Genomic DNA, 19,635 nt, shown 5'->3' on the forward strand with positions numbered 1-19,635 from the left:
CTATTCCTTTAGTAATACTCTTTGATGTATGCATAGGCCTTATCAAAAAGCACTTGGTCCTTATGAAGTTGATATTTGAGTAACGCCTTACGCAGCGACTTTTGAACTTCCCGCTCACCTCCAACCGTGTCCTGCCAGCCGGGGAAGTTCACCACACGAACAATCGCATCAATATCAGTTACGATTCGTTCTACAACTGCTGGTGTTTGATCGTTTTTAAGTTCGAGGAATAGCTCTGTTAGCGCCGCCTTAGGCGACTTCTGCTGAAGCTCTTCTTCAAGCGCCTTCTCTGCTTTAACGGTATCTTTTGCTATTGCACAGAGCTCTTTAACGAACTCTATCGAGCTGATAAGCCCTTTTTCTGCTTTGTCACGTAATGCCTCTAAGCGTTCACTCAGCTTTTTAAACTCTCCACCCGAATGCTTTTTGAAGCGCTGGATAAGATCTTTTTCAAGTTGCTTAACTTTTTTGGGGTCTGGATTATTGAAAATACTCTCTATAACGTCAGCATCCAATGAAAACTCTTCAAGCGTATGCACGTCGCCAACGTGAATATTCTCGTGGATAAGTTGTGTTGTTTGTGCGCCAAGCGCTAGCCAAAGCATTTTCCCAACATTATCCGACGCAGGTTTAACTGACTCGAACACTTGGGCCAACCACTTATAGTCTTCATTGTAGATGTCCAACACGCTATCGGGAGAGAGTGATTCCCAAAGCTTTGCCAGATACTTAAAGTCCTTGGCGAAAGCATCCTTTTTTTCATCGGTGTTGATAGCATTTTGCGCAGCCTCTAAACCTTCAAACCCTTCCAGGGTTCTATCTACTCCGTCAAAATGCTGCAATGCCTCAGCCATCGCCTGTGGTAACCGAGAGCGTAATTCCCCAAGGTTAGTAATGATTTGTTTTACGCTTAACTCATCAAATTCCAGTGCTTTCGCCGCATCATCAAACACACCAAAGTAATCGACAATGCAGCCAAATGTCTTTTGCGGATATAAACGGTTAGTACGGCAGATTGCCTGAAGAAGAGTATGGTCTTTTAACGACTTGTCCAAATACATGGTTTGGCAAATCGGTGCATCAAAGCCGGTTAGCAGCTTGGCGGTTACGATGATGAATTTCAGCTCTGACTTGGCATCGTTGTACTCATCCACCACCTTTTCTTGCTGGCTTTTATCTAATGCCCACTTTTGTTTGAATTCAAAGGCATCATTAGCGGTAGTGGAGATCACCACTTTACTGGCTTCGGTAGGGAAGTGTTTATCCAGCTCTTCTTTATACTGCACACAGGCATGGCGATCAGGCGTTACTATCATCGCTTTAAAGCCATGCGGGGCTACTTTGGCTTTAAAATGCTCTGCAATGTCTTTAACTATTTTCTCAATACGCTCGGGCGACTTTAAAAACGCCGACATCTTGGCAGACTTTTTATTAAGCTCATCTGCTTCTTCGTCCGTTAAGGCCGCACTTTCTTTAAACTCTTCAAAGGCTCTATCAAGTGCTTCTTTGTCTACATGCACATCAACCAGCCTCGGCTCAAAGTGCAAGGGTAGTGTAGCCTCGTCACGGATAGAGTCGTGGAAGGTATAGCGCGACATATAGCCGCCTTTGTCCTCTTCAGCACCAAAGGCCCAGAAAGTGTTCTTATCCGCTTTGTTTACCGGGGTTCCCGTTAAACCAAACAAGAATGCATTTGGCAGTGCGGCACGCATTTGCCGACCTAAATCGCCTTCCTGCGTGCGGTGTGCCTCGTCCACCAATAGAATGATATTTTCTCGCTCATTCATATTGGGTTTGGCATCACGGAATTTGTGGATCATCGAAATAATGATCTTACGGGTATCCCGCTCCAACATATTTTGTAGCTCTTTAATGCTATCGGTAGTCTCGACGTTGGCAATATCTGCCGCATTAAAGGTGCCACTGATCTGTGTATCTAGGTCGGTTCTATCTACCAGCACAATAACGGTGGGGCTTTTAAGCTCTGGCGCGCGGCGCAGTTTTTGCGCCGCAAATACCATCAGAAGAGACTTGCCAGAACCTTGGAAGTGCCAAATTAGGCCTTTTTTAATTCTACCGTCGATAACCCGCTGAACAATTTTGTTCGCCCCTTCATACTGCTGAAAACGCGGTATTACCTTCATGCGTTGCTTCTTTTTGTTTGTGTTAAACAACGAGAAGTTACGCATGATATCCAGCAAGCGGGCAGGGCTTAGAAGATCACTTAACTCGCGACCAATTTCTGCCAAGCCAAGGGCTTTTGACAGCTGATTATCGTTATCTTCTATGCGCCACGGTGCCCAAAACTCCAATGGGCAGCGAATAGCACCGTAGAACAACTCTTTGCCTTCCGTCGCAAAAGACAAGATATTTGGCACGAACAGTTGCGGAACAGAGTTTTCGTAGACTTGATGTATCTCGTGTGCGCCATCTAACCAGCTAATCGAGGGCCGAATAGGGGTTTTAGCTTCCCCAACCACCACAGGAATGCCATTAATCATCAACACGACATCAGGTATCTTGGTTTCCCGGTGATGAACCCGAAACTGATTGGTAACGATATAGCTGTTTTGGGTCAGGTCATCAAAGTCGATGAGTTTAACAGGCACATGGCGATTATTCTCACCAAAAGGCATGGTCTTTTCGCCTGTCATCCAAGCAAAAAATTCTTCGTTGGCCTTAACTAAACCAATCTGACTTACCGAAATTAAAATTGCACGGAGCTTATGTATTACCTCATCCGCTAAGCTGGGGGTAGCTGCAATTTCAGGGTTAAGGCTAATTAGCGCTTTAACCAATTCAGCTTCAACCAGTACCTCATTAACGCCGCGCTTTAGCTCTTCAGCAGACTGAAACTGCCACTTCACGCCAAACGCTTTATGAGGTTCTTGCACCTGTTTGGTGTTTAAATTAACACCGCTCAACTGATGGATGATGTAGTGTTCCACACTATTTGATTCGGTAAACCCCATAACTAAAACACCTGATTAATTATTGATTTTTGCAAACTGAATATTTTTTCTTCTAATTTGTGAAGCCTTGATATATTAGATTCGACTTCGTCCAATAGTTTTGCAAGATTATCCTGTTCATCTTTATTGTTGGGCAACGCAACCTTGAACAACCCCAAGTCATCAGAAGTTATTGCCGGATAAGTTGTTCCTGTCATCATTCTTTCGCAGAATCTTAAAAATCTATTAGAAAAAAATTGATGAAACAAAAACCTACTATTTATTCTATCACCAGCCACAACAACTGCTGTTCCAGTCGAAGAAATAACATCATACGCATCTTCAATAAACACAATGTTTTTCTGATAAGGTCGAACTAAAGCTATTATCGAAGATTTATTTTCTACTACTCGCTTAGCTCTACTTGGTGCTTCTGCATACTTAATTTTTTTCATTTCGCCAAGTATCTTTGGAGCGGTAATTGAAGTTAAATCTAAGTATCTAAACTGATAATTTTTTGGCGTTTTTGAGCCAAGAGTTTTTCTATTTATTTTAGATATGTCTTTCAACGGCTTAAGAGACCAGCCACTTTTTAACTCTGAAGAAAAATCATTCAACAACGATTCATAATAAGTAGAAACTTTTTTTAAGCTATTCTTGATATTCTCAAAGTAATGACCTTGAGATTCAAGCAGGTTAACAATTTCAGCTTGAATAGCTTCAGGTGGTAATAGAAATTCATATCCTGCCAGATCTTTCCAATTAACATAAGGGTTTACAGAGCCTTTAGAGTTAATTATTGAATGCTGAGTAAACCCTTCAGAAAGCATTATAAATGGCAGCAACCGTCTATCGATCAGTTTCTCATTCGCTTTAATGACAAAAGTAGTGTTTGATGTAATACCATCAAAAGGAGCTACCACCACTTTTCTCAGATAAGTACGACGCGAGCCATATAAGATATCACCTTCTTCAAATTTGCGAATAAATGCTGGCCCAAGGTACTCATCTTTTAATTCACCCCATTCACGGAGATGGATATCTTCAGAATACATATGCTCGCCTTTGACATAGCGAGTTAACTCAGTATTGTCTCGGTCAACTGTCTTCTTTTGTTGGATAGCAACATCACCAAATTTAACTAACTGCCAACCACTTCGATCAAGGTTTAATTCAGCAACTTTTTCGAAAATATCACTCATTAATTCGCTGCCTCTAATAATTTACTCATTGATTCTTTGAGGTTTTGAGAAGCCTGTTCCCAATCTTTCAGTGCTGTTGCAAAGCAGATCTCTCCATCAGAGTTATCTTGCTTAACATAAAAGTTAATATTCATATTGCCGTCGAGAGCAAGAATTTCTTCGTTCGTTGCAACCTTCGAATAATGTGGAATATCAGTGAAATCAGCATACGCTTGGTAAAGCTTATTAATGTGCTCATTGGTCAGGTATGCCAAACCTTTGTTGTCAACGACATCATATTTTCCATTAACAAATAAGACCTTACCTTTCCTGTTCTGGGGTTTATTCGTGTTGCCGACGAGAATCATTGCTTCCATAGGTGAGTTGTAAAAAAGGTTTGCGCCCAATCCGATGACTGCTTCAATTTGGTCTGACTCAATCATTTTGCGTCGCATTGCAGCTTCGGCGTCCCTAAACAATATTCCGTGAGGCCAGAGGATGGCAAAGCGTCCATTTTCAGAATCTAAGCTCTTTTGAATATGCTGTTGGAATGCATAATCAGCACAACCTTGCGGTGGTGTACCCCAGAGGTTTCTGCCATAGGGATCGTTTTCAAATGCTGCACGATCCCAAGATTTAATCGAGTAAGGCGGGTTAGCAAGGATAACGTTAAACTTTTTCAGTTCATCATTTTCCAGTAAGCCCGGATTTGACAAGGTGTTACCACGCACAATTTTGAACTCTTCAATACCATGCATAAACAAGTTCATACGAGCGATAGCAGAAGTGAGAAGGTTTATCTCCTGCCCATATAACTTAAGGGTGCGGTATTCCTTGTCTTCCTCTTTTAAGTGCAGCGCACAGTTAAGTAGCAGCCCACCTGAACCGCAGGTTGGGTCGTACACAGATTCACCTGGTTGCGGATCCATGATCATGGTCATTAACTTTACTACGGTGCGATTAGTGTAAAACTCCGCAGCCGTATGGCCGCTGTCATCAGCGAACTTTTTAATTAGGTATTCGTAGGCGTTACCGAGCTTATCGTCAGGTACATTGGTTAAGTTCAGTTTGTGCTGGGAATAATGTTCGATCAGCTCAATAAGCATAGCGTCAGACAGGCGCTCCTTATTGGTCCAACTGGCATCGCCAAATATGCCTTCTAGCGTGTCAGGGTTAGCCTGTTCAATCGCGCGCATCGCATTTTGCAGTGCTTGACCGACATTGGTGGTCACTTCACGCACATCTTTCCAGTGCGCGCCATCTGGTATCTGGAAATGGTGGTTTTCTGCAAACGCAGCATATTCCATATCACCACCGCTTTCTGCCAATGCATTTTCGAACTCTTCGTCGTAAACATCTGAAATCCGCTTAAAAAATAGCAACGGAAAGATGTACTGTTTGTAGTCTCCGGCATCAATAGTGCCGCGCAATGTGGTTGCCGCATCCCAAAGATATTTTTCAAGTTCTTGTTGAGTCATCATTGAACAAACTGCTCCAATACCTTTTTAAACTTCTCTTCCGCTTCTACGCTGGCTTCCCATGCCTGCTTCAAGTCGGCCATCGCTTCTTCAACAGACGGCAAGTTGTCATCAATAACATTTTCTACATACAACGGAATATTCAAGTTAAAATCGTTTTCTTTTATCTCTTCCAGTGATGAGACTTTGACGTAGTTTTCGACGTCTTGATTTGCGCTGTACCAACTGTAAATTTGGTGAACGTGATGTGGCTCTAGATAGTTTTGCGCGCGTCCTACACGAAACTGATCAGATGCATCAATAAACAGTACTTTGCCTTTTTTCTCTATCGGTTTGTTCTGTTTGAACACCATCACACAGGCCGCCAACTGAGTACCGTAGAAAATATTGGGGCCTAAGCCAATGATAGCCTCTAACAGGTCGCTTTCTAGCAGAGCTTTACGAATTTTTCCTTCTGCTGCTTTTCGAAACAATGCGCCATGAGGAAGAACTACCGTCATACGCCCAGTGCTATTTATGGATTTCACCATGTGCTGAACCCATGCCATGTCGCCATTACCTTTAGGAGGCACACCCGCAATATTGCGACCATATGGATCATTTACCCATAAATCGGCACCCCACTCTTTTAGTGAGAAAGGAGGGTTGGCAATTACACAGTCAAAGGTCTTTAAACCGTCAGCCTCGAAAAAACGTGGCTCTCTTAATGTATCGCCGCGCAAGATTTCAAAGTCCTCTATGCCATGTAAGAACATATTCATTCTGGCAATAGAGCTTGATGTCAGATTCTTTTCCTGACCGTAGAGTTTTAAAGTTCGGTAGTCTTCGTTGATTTCTTTTAGGTGATCAACACATTCGAGCAACATTCCTCCCGTGCCACACGCAGGGTCGTATATGGTTTCACCTTCGTGTGGGTCTAAAATCAGCCCGAGAAGGTGTACTACCGAGCGCGGAGTATAAAATTCACCTGCCTTTTTGTTGGTTAAATCAGCAAAGTGCTTAATCAGGTACTCGTAAGCATTACCTAGCATGTCGGGATCAACATTTTGATTGCCAAGGGTGTACTGCGAGAAGTGCTCAATCAGGTTGATAAGAAGCTCGTCTGAAAGCTTATTTTTGTTGCTCCATTGTGCATCACCAAAAATACCATACAGAAACTCTTGGTTAGCTTGCTCTATGCCACGCAATGCTGACTCGATTGCGTTACCAACGTTCGTAGTGGTTTCGCGCACATCTTTCCAATGGCAACCTTCTGGAATCTCAAATCGGTGGAATTCGGGCAATGAGGCATATTCCACATCACCACCAGACTCCTCCATAGCAATGCGAAACTCTTCATCGTATACATCCGAAATACGTTTAAAGAAAAGCAGCGGAAATATGTAGACCTTAAAATCCGAGGCATCCACCGGGCCCTTAAGTATCCAAGCTGCCTTTGAAAGGTATTGCTCTAGTTGTGAAAGCGTTACTTTACTCGTTGTCATTAATACTCTTCTTATTTCTAATTCACGGTTTTTAGTCGATAAGAATCATCCATCAAACATGCGATATCAACTGCGCATTCGAGCATTCCTTTGATCTGGATTCTGTCCGTTTAAGGTTATGCACCGTATCTAGTGGATATCGCCTTCTCAGTTAACGGGAATCCAGCTTGTTATCGCTAACTAAGTGTGACCTTCAATATCCATAGGTGAGATTGCTAAATCAAAAATCAAGAAAAAGTTAATATTTAGTTACCAAGTCTACATTAATCTCTACTGTGAACTCAGGCAAGGCTGAAAACGGCAAGACTCACTTTTGTAATCCCCCCAGAAAATCGGAGCAGTTATTAGTAGAAAATTCCGCTAAACTAAAGCAAAGGAGTTTTCTATGCGCAAATCACGATACACAGACAGTCAGATACTGGCGATATTGAAGCAGAACGAGAACGGTGTAGCCGTTCCAGACCTTTGCCGTGAACACGGCATGAGCTCTGCTCAGTTTTATAAATGGCGCGCCAAGTTTGGCGGCATGGACGCATCCATGATGAAGCGTCTCAAAGAGCTTGAGGATGAAAATAAACGCCTCAAGAAAATGTACGCCGAAGAGCGCATTAAAGCTGAGATCCGCAAGGAAGCCCTTGAGGGAAAGCTGTAAAGCCATCTCAACGCAAAGAGATGGCACGTGCTGCCATTGAACGCCATGGTATCAGTATTCGCTTAGCCTGCATTTGCCTGGGAATTAGCGAAAGCTGCTATCATTATCAGTGCAAATTCAGCGATGAGAACGCTGTGATCGCTGACTGGTTGCTACGCCTGACAGAGGCTCAGAAGCGCTGGGGATTCGGCTTATGTTTTTATCACCTACGCAACGTAAAGCGTTTCCCGTGGAATCATAAACGGGTATACCGTATTTATCGGGAGCTTGAACTTAACTTACGGATAAAACCGAAACGACGCATTAAACGGGATAAACCAGACGCATTGAGCGTACCAACGGCCAAAAATCAGGTCTGGTCGATGGATTTTATGTCAGACAGCTTAGCTGATGGTCGTTCGTTACGAACATTTAATGTGATCGACGATTACAATCGCGAAGGCTTAATCATTGAAGCGGATTTATCATTGCCTAGTGCACGTGTCATTCGAGCGTTAGAGCAGGTCATCGAATGGCGCGGCAAACCCACAGCACTTCGGTGTGACAACGGCCAGAGTATATCTCGGCCGAGTTAACAAGTTGGGCAGAGAAGCAAAAAATAACGCTGCTTTATATCCAGCCCGGCAAGCCCACTCAGAATGCTTACATCGAACGTTTTAACCGAACAGTTCGTCATGAATGGCTGGATTTACACATGTTCGAGAGCGTTGAGCAGGCACAAAAACTTGCTACTGAATGGCTTTGGATTTATAACAACGAAAGGCCGAATACGGCCATTGGCGGCATCCCGCCCAAATATTTAACGCAAGCGGTTCACTAATTCTACGAATAACTGCTGCTTAAAATGGGGGGATTACAATAGCCACTTGTTTATCATGCGAGCTGGCTTCAGTGCATATGCGATCAAGGAAGTTAATGAATTTAGACTTCTCAAACTGGTTAACTGTAGATAGAACGTTGGATAGTTTCATTTGGCGCCATTCCTTGGTTAGACTATTTTTTCACCAATTAAATTACTCCTTTATAACAACTTTGCAACCTGGCGCCGGACAGAGAAGTGCGTAAATCGGATGAAATCCGCATGAATAGAAGCGCAAGGCGGCAAGACAGGTTCTCAGTATAAAAAGTATAAAGTTTCGTGAGTCACTTAATGTCCGTTGTACGCGAGAAGCGGAAGTTCCGCGCTTCCATCGCTCAAAAACTAAGTTTGTTGCGTCAGGTAAATGTGTCGATTAATATCAGGCTTTACCAAACAAAGGAATAAAAAAAATGGATAAAGCTCTTGTAAGCTGGCTGTGGCGTCACCGCATAGCTGTAGGCATTACTGCTATTATTATTTCCGTAGTGACCTGGACATTAGAATTAACTGACTTAGTTTATGTATGCCCGTATTGTCGAGCACAGAGAACTATTATTGGGTTATTAGGCTTAGCTCTGCTGCTGCCGAACCCACGCAACTACATTAACTTGTATTTTTCTAGTATTTTGGCTGTATTTGGCCTATTTGTTGCGTCATATCAGCACTTTGCAGGCTGGAAAAAAATAATGTTTGGCGAGTTTGTGTGGGGCGAGCACTGGTATATTAACTCTTGGTTATTGTCTGGGTTTGCAATTTTTATTATTTCGGCGCTTATCTTACTTATTTGGACCGTGCCACATAAAACGCCAGGCCATGTTCAATCTAACAACCAATAATCACTGAGTCATACTTCGCCCAAAGTGTGAACTTTCGCGTAGCATGAACCATAAAGGTCTTAATTTACGTAACTAAAAGCTGTTTTTTGACGAATAAAGACTTACCTAATGCTGAATTTAGACTTTTCTAAACGTGTAGTTATTGAAACGGCAAAACAAGAGTGGATAGACAGTCCTGCTTCTGGTGTGCGCCGTAAATTATTGGAGCGCGAAGAGGCGGAGGGTGGCCGAGCGACCAGCATCGTTGAGTATAAGCCCGGCGCTTCCTTTAAAACTCATGAACATCCACTGGGTGAGGAAATACTGGTGCTTGAAGGCGTCTTTTCTGACGAAAACGGCAATTACCCGGCTGGTACTTATATCCGAAATCCTCCCGGAAGCTCGCACGCGCCGTTCAGCAAAGACGGCTGTAAGTTATTCGTCAAGTTGCACCAGTTTCAGCAAGACGATACAAAAACAGTGCGTATTAACACTAATGATGCTGAGTGGCTGCCTGGTCAAGGCGGGCTGCAAGTTATGCCACTACATAGCCATGGAACTGAGCATGTTGCATTAGTCAAGTGGCCAGCTAATGAAGTGTTCAAACCTCACCGCCACATGGGCGGCGAAGAAATATTAGTGTTATCTGGCGAATTTTGTGACGAGTACGGCCGTTACCCGAAGGATACCTGGATGCGAAGCCCGCACATGAGTGTACATCACCCCTTTGTTGACGAACAAACGGTTATATGGGTTAAGACAGGACATTTAGAGTAGTAGTCTGGCTCAATGATTAAGGTATATCCTGGGCCGTTTCTGGCCGCTCTTGGCGGCCAAGGTTGCGTTAAAATGCATGCGTTTGCTAGCCACTCACCGTATCTCAGCTTCTGATTTTGACAACCTTTTTGAGATAAGAAAGAAAGCTAAGGAGGCAACCCATATCATAAAGTATGCGAATTGATTGCTTAACGTTATCAGCATCTGAAACTCTCCACCGCGAACTATACCAGTCGTGTGGTAAGCGATAGTTACTCCTTGATAAAGAAGTGCAATTGACGTCAAAATCAAAAAAACGGTAGCAACTTTATTAAGCATTTATTTTCCTTTTTTCTTTTATGATTTCAGTTACCTTTTTACCACAAAAGGGGTCGGAAAGTCATAGGCCTTACCAAATAACTGCTGCTTAAAGCGGGGGGATTACACTCTGTTCCTATGTACTTAAGTATATTTCTGACGGCGTTTCTGGCCGCCACAATACTGCCGGCTCAATCTGAGTTTGTGGTAGTGGCTGCCCAACGGATGGAATACGATGTTTGGATAATTTGGTGGCTGGCTTCAATCGGCAATACGCTGGGGTCAGTCGTGAACTATCTTTTGGGTCGTTTTTTGGTGAAGTATCAGGATCGCCGTTGGTTCCCTTTTAAACCGGCATCCCTGGCCCGTGGTCATCGCTGGTTCGAACGCTTCGGTAAGTGGTCATTGCTGATGGCCTGGGCTCCGTTCATTGGCGACCCTCTCACCTTTATCGCTGGAATGCTGCGATTAAGCTTCTGGCAGTTTTTAACGCTGGTTTTTATTAGTAAATCTGGCCGCTACGCTATTTTAATAGGTATCACACAGCTGTTTTAAACTGAATCGCCAGTGATTTGCTGCCGAATCAGTGAGCACCTGTTACGGTGCTCACTTTTTATTGACTTAGTGTAACTGCTAATCAAACGCTCTATAGTGACTTTAATAGTTCGTTAACAGCACGTTTTAACTGCGGATCCACATTTTTGGCTTTGTACGCCGGTGGATTAAACACCTCAATGTCAGGCTGCGCTGGTGTAAAGTCCATGTTGGCATCAGAGTCTTTTACCCACCAGCCTCTAAACGGCATTCTTACAATCGACCCATCGACAAGACTTTGTGCGCCAGTGCTGATTACCGCACCAAAGGTTGGACGGCCAACCAACTTACCAATACCTAACGCTTTATAAGCATGAGAGAAGATTTCAGCATTTGAATAGCTGTTTTCGTTACTCATGGCAATTGACGGTTTAGTCCAGGCCGACAGTGGTAAACGCTCAGAGTACGGGTATTCATTGCGGAACTTTTTCTGATCTTTTTTCAGATCATTTGTTGCACCACGAGGAATAGTGTAAGCATGCTGTTCAACGTTTAATACGGCCATCAGGTAGTCTGTTGTCCAGCCACCACCGTTATAGCGAACATCAATGACAATCCCGTCTTTACCGTAACCTGCTGCCATTAGCTCACGCTCAAAGCGTTCAAAGCTAGTCCAGTTCATGCCTCGAATATGCAAGTAACCTAAGCGGCCATTTGAGTATTCTTCAGTCAGGGCGCGACGAGTTTCGACCCAATTGTCGTACTTTTCGTCACTTAAACTGGTCGTTGGCCATAGCACCAACTCGGTTTCTTCATTCGCGCGCTTCACTGTGAGCAAAACAGGCTGGTTGGCCTGACCGATCAATAACTCATAGAAGTTTGCGTCTTTAACCGATTGTTGGTTTACATGAGTGATTACATCATTTACTTGCAAGCGGCTTTCATCACGTGCTGCCGGGCTGTTGTTTAACACAGAGGCAACGGTTAATCCTTCAGCGACGGGTAAAACTTCAACACCGACTAAACTCGTTTGAGTTTTTTGCGTTTGCTTTTGGTTTTCACCGCGGTACAGACCCATATGACTTGCGTTTACCTGGCCCAGCATCAAGTTAAAGACGTACTGGAAGTCCTCTTTTGTTGACGCTTTTAGCGCTAAAGGACGATACTTCTCTTTTAGTTCCTGCCAGTCATTACCATGAAACTTAGGATCGTAAAACCCGGTATTAAGCGCCTGCCATGCTTCATCAAAAATTTGAGCGCGCTCAGCCATATGTTCAATGCTTTGCTGAGATACCGTAGACAAGGTTTCAGGCTCATCTTTTTTGGTGTCCACCTTAACTAGGGTGCCTTTGCCTGTCAGCGCAAACAAGTGCTTACCGTCATTGCTCAGGGATAAGCTACGAGGACGTTTGTCACCGTTAATGACAAGCTCCTTGTCCTCTCCGTTCCACTTAATCTTGAACAGGTTTCGGTCCGCCTTAAAGTTCTGACGACCCGCGCCACCAATGGTGTAATAAACATGATCACCTTTTTTATCAAACGCTAACCCAGATTCATTACCGGCAAAACGAGTTACCTGAACCAGTCGTTGATAAATGCCATCTAAGTCAATTTGGATTGCTTCAACTTCTTTTTCTGTCGCTTCTGGCTTTTCTTCATCGTCCGTAGCGTCATCAGCTGTGGCGACTTTAGTTGGTTCAGCCGCAGGTGTGTCATCAAACTCATCACGCTTCCACTCTTCTTTGGAGCGCTGCCAGTCACTCTCTTTTAACCAGGCAAACCAAATATCGTAGTCGCCATTGTTACGCATGGAGCTAAAACCAAGCTTGCTGCCATCGGGTGACCAAACTGGGCTGTAATCCCCCCTGGGGTGCATACTGACATTAACTGGCTGTTGCGAGTTATCTGCTGCATGGATAAAGATTTCGCTGTTAAACGACAAATCAGACTTAGCATAAGCTAACCACTTGCTGTCTGGTGACCAGCTCACACCACTAGGTGTCGCCCAACCGTCTAATAAAATTGTCTCGTTTGTTAATGATTGATCTTCTGACACCTCAGCAACAATTAGCTTTCCGCGCCCTTGTTGGTATGCAACTTTTTTGGCATCAGGAGAGACCACGGGCTGGCGCTCTTGCTCTTCAGTGCGTGTCACCGGTGTTATCGAATGCTTCAGCGACTTGAATAAGTTAGACTCATCCGAATCAGTCGAGGTCAAAGCAAAAATATCGTTTTGGCCGTCACGGTCAGAAACAAATAGCAAAGTATTATCGTCTAACCAGGTAACGTCTCTGTCTCTTGCAGCACCCGTTGTTAATCTAACCGAACGCTTATCCTCTTTGTCGTTCCGCTTGACAAACAAATCGCCACGCACCGCATAAGCGATCAAGTTACCGTTAGGTGACACACTGTATTCATCGAGCGAGTCTGTAGTCGACTTGTTTGTTACAGGATCAAAACGAAAATCGGTAGGAATTGACAGATCGAGTGACTTGCTTTGACCGCCCGCAATCAATGTGACTTTATCAGCAGCTTGATATACCAGGCTGTTTGCTTGGTTATCAATGCTAAAATGCTCAACACCAAATTCGCGCTCGTCGGTGATCTGCTTAGCTTTTTTCGAGCCTAGCTTTTGCTTAAATACGTTGTATTTACCGGCCCGAGAAGAGACAAAGTACAGCTCATTATTGCCTGACCACTGAGGCATAAAGTCATTGCCGTCAAAATCCGTTAACTGCTCGTATTCGTCCGTTTCTGTGTCGTAAATCCAGATGTTACGATTTGCCGGGCCACGGTAGTCTTCACGTGAAATTCGGCAAGTGCCTCGTACAAAGGCAATTTTTTTGCCATCAGGTGATACAACGGCATCAAAGCCCAGGGCATCCATAAAACGAAACTCTGTTGCATCCCCTGTCGGCGCAACACTATAAACCTCCCATTCGCGCTCAACTTCAGCGTACAAACGGCGAGTATTAAATAGTACCTGGTTATCGTCATTAAACCCTAAAATGCGATCCGGAGCACTGTGATAGGTCAGGCGATCCGGGCGACCGCCCCGGCTTGGCATAACAAACACGTCATCATTACCAAAACGGTCACTGCTGAATGCGATAGAGTCGCCGTCCTTTGACCACTTTGGCGAGTGCTCATAACCTTCATGAATGGTTAAACGGTTTGGATTAGTACCAGAAGTCGACATCGTCCAAATGTCGCCCTGATAACTAAATGCAATTTGAGTTCCGTCAGGGCTAATTTCGGGCTGCATAATCAAAGGACGTTCTGAGGAATCACCTGACGCAGAGGCGCCTACTGCCACAGAAACTAGTAGGCTTGTAACCAGTCGTTTCATATCTTAATTGCCTATTTAAGTTAAAGTCGTTAGTAGCATATTATATTTCCCTTATATATGTTGCCTATCACCTTATTTTTATCGTGGTTATTGCATTTTCCATCGCAAAAAGATGGTTTTCACTAACATTAATGTAACATTGATTGCTCGTTCATATCCAGCCATGGCTCGCACGGTGGTAAGGCAAGAAACCATGTTATCAGGCAGTGATACCTTAAAAAGTTTACAAAAAGAGTTTAAGGACAAACTCCCCGGTAAGATGGCTCTGTTGGTAGCGCAATACCGCAGTCTTAAGCTTTCACACTGGCAACCAGAGCAGGCGAGGGAGCTGCATCACCAGCTGCATAGCCTTACCGGTAGCACCGGGACCTTTGGTCTTCAGTCAATATCGACTGCCACAAGGCAACTGGAAATTCGTCTGAAGGCCATTATTGATGATGGACATCCGCCAGATGATGAAGTTTGGCAACAGATAGGAGATGAACTCGACCGACTAACCAGTCTCACCGCCAGCGTGACTGAGAACTGGACCGATAGGTTACTTCCCCCTGCACGAGCTCTTTCACCTAAGCACTCTCCACTGGTTTACCTCATTGACGATGACCCTGAACAAAATACCCATATCGTTCAACTGATGCGAGAGCATGGGTTCCGGTGCCGATGCTTCACTACTCAGTCTAGCTTTATTGAGGCCTGGGAGCAGGCAGTTCCTGATGCCATCGTATTAGATATTGGTCTATCTGAAAGCCACTCTGGAAGTCTGGATCTGCTCAGGCGGCTAAAAAGTGACAGTGCTGCAATGCCGCCAGTGGTTATGGTTTCAGTACAAGATGACTTGGACTGTCGTATACATGCATATCGTGCGGGCGTCACCCGGTACTTGAGTAGACCCATTGTGGAGGCAGATTTCGTTGCTGTGATGGAGCAGCTGACCGGGTACCTGCCCGCAGAGCCTTATAGAGTGCTACTGGTCGATGACGAGCCAGACTTATTGCGGGCACAATCTATCGTGCTTGAAAGCGCCGGGATAAAAGTGAAATCGCTGTCCGAACCTAAGCAAATCCTTCAGTTACTTGATGACTTTAAACCTGATGTGTTGGTATTGGATGTCTATATGCCTGATATCCATGGCCCGGAGATTGCGGCTGTGGTGCGAGAGCGGTCCGAACATATAAATCTCCCTATTCTTTTTTTATCGGCAGAAACGGATATTACTCAACAACTGTCAGCGCTCAATCTTGGCGGGGACGACTTTTTGGTTAAACCGATCCTGGCAAAGCATTTTGTTGCCGCGGTTAGGGCCAGGGCCCATCGTTATCGTCAGAGTCAGGTTTTGCAGCAGCGAATGAAGCGAGTCATGTACGAGCGTGAGTGTGAGCATCTTGCGTTAAATCATCATTCTTTGGTTAGCATTAGTGATCGCAAGGGCGATATTATTTACGTCAATGATAAGTTTTGCCAAACCAGTGGTTACGACAGAAGCGAACTGCTGGGTAAAAATCATCGGCTGGTTAAATCAGATGCTCACGCCCCCAATTTTTATAAGGGCTTGTGGCGCACCATTGCATCGGGCCAAGTCTGGCAGGGGGAAATCTGTAACCGCCGTAAAGACGGCAGTTATTACTGGGTCTCCTCGACTATTATGCCGCTGATTGGTAAAAACGGTAAACCTTATCAATACGTATCCATCCGCACCGATATTACTTACCAAAAAACGGCCGAAGAAAAAATTCGTCGCGCCGAGCAGCAGATTGAACAGAGCAAAGAGCGCCTTCGCCGGGGCCAGGTGTATGCAAATATTGGTACCTGGGAATGGGATATTTTAAGTGGTGATTTATACTGGACTGAGCGAATCGCTCCCCTGTTCGGCTACCCGGAGGGGAATCTTGAAACCTCTTATGAAAACTTTGTTAATGCGATACATCCGGATGACAGGGCGCGGGTTAGTGAAGCGGTAACGGCTTGTATCGAGCGCGATGAGCCTTACGAGGTTGAGCACAGGGTGGTATGGCCGGACGGCACGGTCCGCTGGTTACTGGAACGAGGAGCGGCACAGCGAGATGCCAGTGGCGAGCCGCAACGTATGCTCGGTGTTGTGCAGGATATTCACGATCGAAAGTGTGCCGAAGTCGCTTTGGCTGAGCGCGAGCAGCAGCTGTTGCAGGCCCAACGGTTGGCAAAACTCGGTAACTGGCATGCCAACCTGGTATCCGGCGATCTGTTCTGGTCCGACGAAGTTTACCGTATTTTTGGTTATACCCCGGGGACCATCAAGCCGGATGTGGCGCTGTTTCATAAAGCAGTACACCCTGATGACAGGGCGCTATTGCGTGAGAGTGAAAAGCAGGCTCAGCAGACCGGGCACCATGATATCGTGCACCGTATTTTGCTGGATACGGGTGAAGTGCGGTACGTACATGAACTTGCAACACTGCATAAAGACGAGAACGGCAACCCAGAGTATCTTACTGGTACAGTTCAGGATGTTACGGAACGAGTCCAAGCGGAACAAAGCCTGTATGAAAGTCAGCAGCGCTTTACGTTTGCAGTTGAGGGCGCTGGTGATGGTATATGGGATTGGGACGTAATAACCGGGTCCATGCTGATGTCCGGTAATTACGAATCAATGCTCGGTTACCAGCCAGGGGAGTTGTCACCCGATATTGAAACATGGAGGCGTTCAATTCATCCCCAGGATCGTGAAGCAGCTGAGAACCAACTAGCCGACTATATGGCAGGCCGGAGCCAGCAGTTTAGTGTTGAACTGCGTTTGCGCTGCAAAGACGGAAGTTACAAATGGGTGCTGTGCAGAAGTTCTGTTGTTGCGCGAAATAATGCGAACGAGCCGGTCCGGCTCATTGGTATCCACAGTGATATCAACCAGCGTAAGCGGAACGAAGAAGCACTTATTCTGGCCCGTGAAGAAGCCGACCGAGCGAACCAGGCTAAGTCGGAGTTTCTCTCCAGTATGAGCCATGAACTGCGCACGCCGATGAACGCCATTCTGGGTTTTGGTCAATTAATGGAATATGACGAAGCCATGCCAGAGGAGCAACAGGATAATGTGCAGGAAATCCTTAAAGCTGGTGAACATCTATTAGGGTTGATAAATGAAGTGCTCGATCTGGCCAAAATTGAATCTGGTCAAATTAGCCTATCGGTCGAGCCGCTCGCGTTATCATCTGTGGTTGAAGAATGTGTATCTTTAACCTCCGCAATGGCTGAAAAAAACGCAATAAGGATGGAATATGACTGCGCTGCTGGAGTAGAAGTTAAAGCTGACCGAACTCGCTTAAAACAAGTTTTACTTAACTTGATCAGCAATGCGATTAAGTATAACCGTGAAAAAGGCAGCGTTAAGATAGAGGTGATTACCGAGTCCGGCGAGTGGGTTCGTATATCGGTGCACGATACAGGCTACGGGATTGAGGAAAAGCAGCTGGAACAGTTATTCCAGCCTTTTAATCGCCTGAATGCCGAGTCAAGTAATATAGAAGGTACCGGCATAGGACTTACTATTACCCGCCGCATCATTGAGATGCTGGGCGGTACTATTGACGTCGAGTCGCAAGTTAGCAAGGGAAGTACCTTCAGTGTTAGACTGCCTCTAACCGCGGCAAGTAGCGACACAAGTAAAGGGCTGCAGTCAGGTGGTGAGTTATTGCAGCAGTCTGGTACACACGTTTCAAAAGCTGACAACATCACGGATTACACGGTAATTTATATTGAAGATAACCCCGCAAATCTCAAGCTGGTGACGCAGGCTCTGGCCCGAATGCCCCAGGTTCGAATGCTTTCGGCCCCTAGTCCATTGCAGGGACTCGAGCTGATTAATTCGCAGTTGCCGGACCTTATTTTGCTGGACATTAATATGCCCGAGATGGACGGTTATCAACTTCAATCAATTCTTTCGTCGTCAAAACGAACGGCACACATTCCGGTGATCGCGGTGACAGCAAATGCTATGCCTGATGACGTTAAAAAAGGCAAGCAGGCAGGCTTTGACGAATATGTAACCAAGCCAATTAATATCAAGCAACTCATTGGCTTAGTGAATAAATATCTTGGCGGAGAGCGGAATGAGTAGTGAAGCACAGCATAGTGAACGAATTTTTATCATTGACGACGAACCGGCAAACTTGAAATTAGTGCAGCGTATGCTTTCGGGGCAGGGTTACACACAGCTCGTTTTAATTAAGGACCCTCGTGATGTATTAGATCTATACCAGCAACAGCGGCCTGACCTAATTCTGCTTGATATTAATATGCCTTACCTTGATGGTTACCAGGTAATTGAGAAGCTTCAGGCATTAAAGGATGATCTGCTCCCCCCAATCGTCATGTTAACGGCACAGCACGGTAAAGATTTCTTATTACGCGCTTTGGCCGCCGGCGCACGCGATTATATTAGTAAGCCCTTTGATCGTAACGAACTGATTATGAGAGTGCGAAACTTACTTGATGCTCAGGTCGCCCACCGTATGCTGCACAATCAGAAAAGCCTGCTTGAAACAATGGTGGCAGAGCGAACCGAGGAATTACATCGCACTCGCTTACAAGTGGTGCAACGTTTGGGAATGGCGGCCGAGTACAAGGACGAAGAAACCGGCTTTCATATATTACGTATGAGCCATATTTGTGCCTTGCTGGCAAGGGCAATCGGCTGGAACGAACAGCAGTGTGACTTAATTCTTAACGCCAGCCCGATGCATGATATTGGAAAAATTGGTATTCCGGATGTGATTTTACTTAAGCCTGGCCGACTAGACTCGGTTGAGTGGGAAACGATGAAAACCCACGCCGAAATAGGGGCTAAATTGCTTGCAACGGATGGTAGCGCGCTAATGGATATGGCCCGGGAAATTGCTCTGACTCATCACGAAAAGTGGGATGGCAGTGGTTATCCCAACGGCCTTGCGGGTGAAGAAATACCAATAGCCGGGCGTATTGCTGCGCTGGCGGATGTTTTTGATGCGCTGACTTCTGAACGGCCTTATAAAAAAGCCTGGACAATGGAAGCCGCAGTGCAGCTAATTAGCGAAAATAGGGGCAAACATTTTGACCCCCAACTGGTAGACGTGTTTTTAAAAGAGTTACCGGCTATTGCGAGTATCCGCGAGCAGTTTGCGGAGCCGCAGGCAAGCTGAACGTTGAGCCCACCCCATACATCATGTCATCGTCGCTTTCTTCATTTTAAAGTTGATTTATTGAGAATAGGTTACAGACTTAATAATTACAATGTCGGCGCTTCCTGCCAT

Annotated in this window: 10 protein-coding genes and 1 pseudogene; 6 read left to right on the forward strand and 5 right to left on the reverse strand. The window is 45.2% G+C overall.

What is annotated here, in order from left to right; translation table 11 throughout:
* Positions 1 to 8 precede the first annotated feature (8 nt).
* The 4 genes from LG288_RS00490 to LG288_RS00505 are packed head-to-tail and all read right to left on the reverse strand — an operon-like array spanning position 9 to position 7,094.
* On the reverse strand, positions 9 to 2,972 hold the full coding sequence (locus LG288_RS00490; RefSeq protein WP_404400955.1) for a type I restriction endonuclease subunit R: 2,964 nt from the start codon (positions 2,970 to 2,972) through the stop codon (positions 9 to 11).
* A 2-nt stretch (positions 2,973 to 2,974) separates the two neighbouring features.
* The gene (locus LG288_RS00495; protein WP_404400957.1) at positions 2,975 to 4,153 is read right to left on the reverse strand and encodes a restriction endonuclease subunit S; all 1,179 of its coding nucleotides are present in this window, start codon (positions 4,151 to 4,153) and stop codon (positions 2,975 to 2,977) included.
* Complete coding sequence (locus LG288_RS00500; protein WP_404400959.1) at positions 4,153 to 5,613, reverse strand: N-6 DNA methylase; 1,461 nt, start codon at positions 5,611 to 5,613, stop codon at positions 4,153 to 4,155. Before LG288_RS00500 ends, LG288_RS00495 begins: the two co-directional genes overlap by 1 nt.
* A complete protein-coding gene (locus tag LG288_RS00505; RefSeq protein WP_404400961.1) occupies positions 5,610 to 7,094 on the reverse strand; it encodes an N-6 DNA methylase in 1,485 nt (494 codons plus the stop codon). The genes LG288_RS00500 and LG288_RS00505 overlap by 4 nt, the downstream gene beginning before the upstream one ends.
* 385 nt (positions 7,095 to 7,479) lie before the next feature.
* Between LG288_RS00505 and LG288_RS00510 the strand changes: the two are divergent.
* From LG288_RS00510 to LG288_RS00525, 4 genes and pseudogenes are all read left to right on the forward strand, one after another.
* Positions 7,480 to 8,566: pseudogene (locus LG288_RS00510) on the forward strand (IS3 family transposase).
* A gap of 449 nt (positions 8,567 to 9,015) precedes the next feature.
* Complete coding sequence (locus LG288_RS00515) at positions 9,016 to 9,441, forward strand: hypothetical protein (RefSeq protein WP_404400963.1); 426 nt, start codon at positions 9,016 to 9,018, stop codon at positions 9,439 to 9,441.
* Between the two features lie 108 nt (positions 9,442 to 9,549).
* Complete coding sequence (locus LG288_RS00520) at positions 9,550 to 10,197, forward strand: cupin domain-containing protein (protein ID WP_404400965.1); 648 nt, start codon at positions 9,550 to 9,552, stop codon at positions 10,195 to 10,197.
* A 435-nt stretch (positions 10,198 to 10,632) separates the two neighbouring features.
* Positions 10,633 to 11,049: a YqaA family protein gene (locus LG288_RS00525; RefSeq protein ID WP_404400967.1), complete on the forward strand. Its 417-nt coding sequence runs from the start codon at positions 10,633 to 10,635 to the stop codon at positions 11,047 to 11,049.
* 91 nt (positions 11,050 to 11,140) lie between these two features.
* On the opposite strand, the gene LG288_RS00530 is transcribed toward LG288_RS00525, so the two are convergent.
* Positions 11,141 to 14,377, reverse strand: coding sequence for a S41 family peptidase (locus LG288_RS00530; RefSeq protein WP_404400969.1), 3,237 nt, complete (start codon positions 14,375 to 14,377; stop codon positions 11,141 to 11,143).
* 193 nt (positions 14,378 to 14,570) lie between these two features.
* Between LG288_RS00530 and LG288_RS00535 the strand changes: the two genes are divergently transcribed.
* Together LG288_RS00535 and LG288_RS00540 are read left to right on the forward strand one after the other, a co-directional pair.
* Positions 14,571 to 18,464: a PAS domain-containing protein gene (locus LG288_RS00535; protein WP_404400971.1), complete on the forward strand. Its 3,894-nt coding sequence runs from the start codon at positions 14,571 to 14,573 to the stop codon at positions 18,462 to 18,464.
* A complete protein-coding gene (locus LG288_RS00540) occupies positions 18,457 to 19,524 on the forward strand; it encodes an HD-GYP domain-containing protein (protein WP_404400973.1) in 1,068 nt (355 codons plus the stop codon). Before LG288_RS00535 ends, LG288_RS00540 begins: the two co-directional genes overlap by 8 nt.
* Positions 19,525 to 19,635: the final 111 nt, after the last annotated feature.

It is taken from the genome of Idiomarina seosinensis (assembly GCF_044797955.1).
GTDB classification, from domain to species: Bacteria; Pseudomonadota; Gammaproteobacteria; order Enterobacterales; family Alteromonadaceae; genus Idiomarina; species Idiomarina seosinensis_A.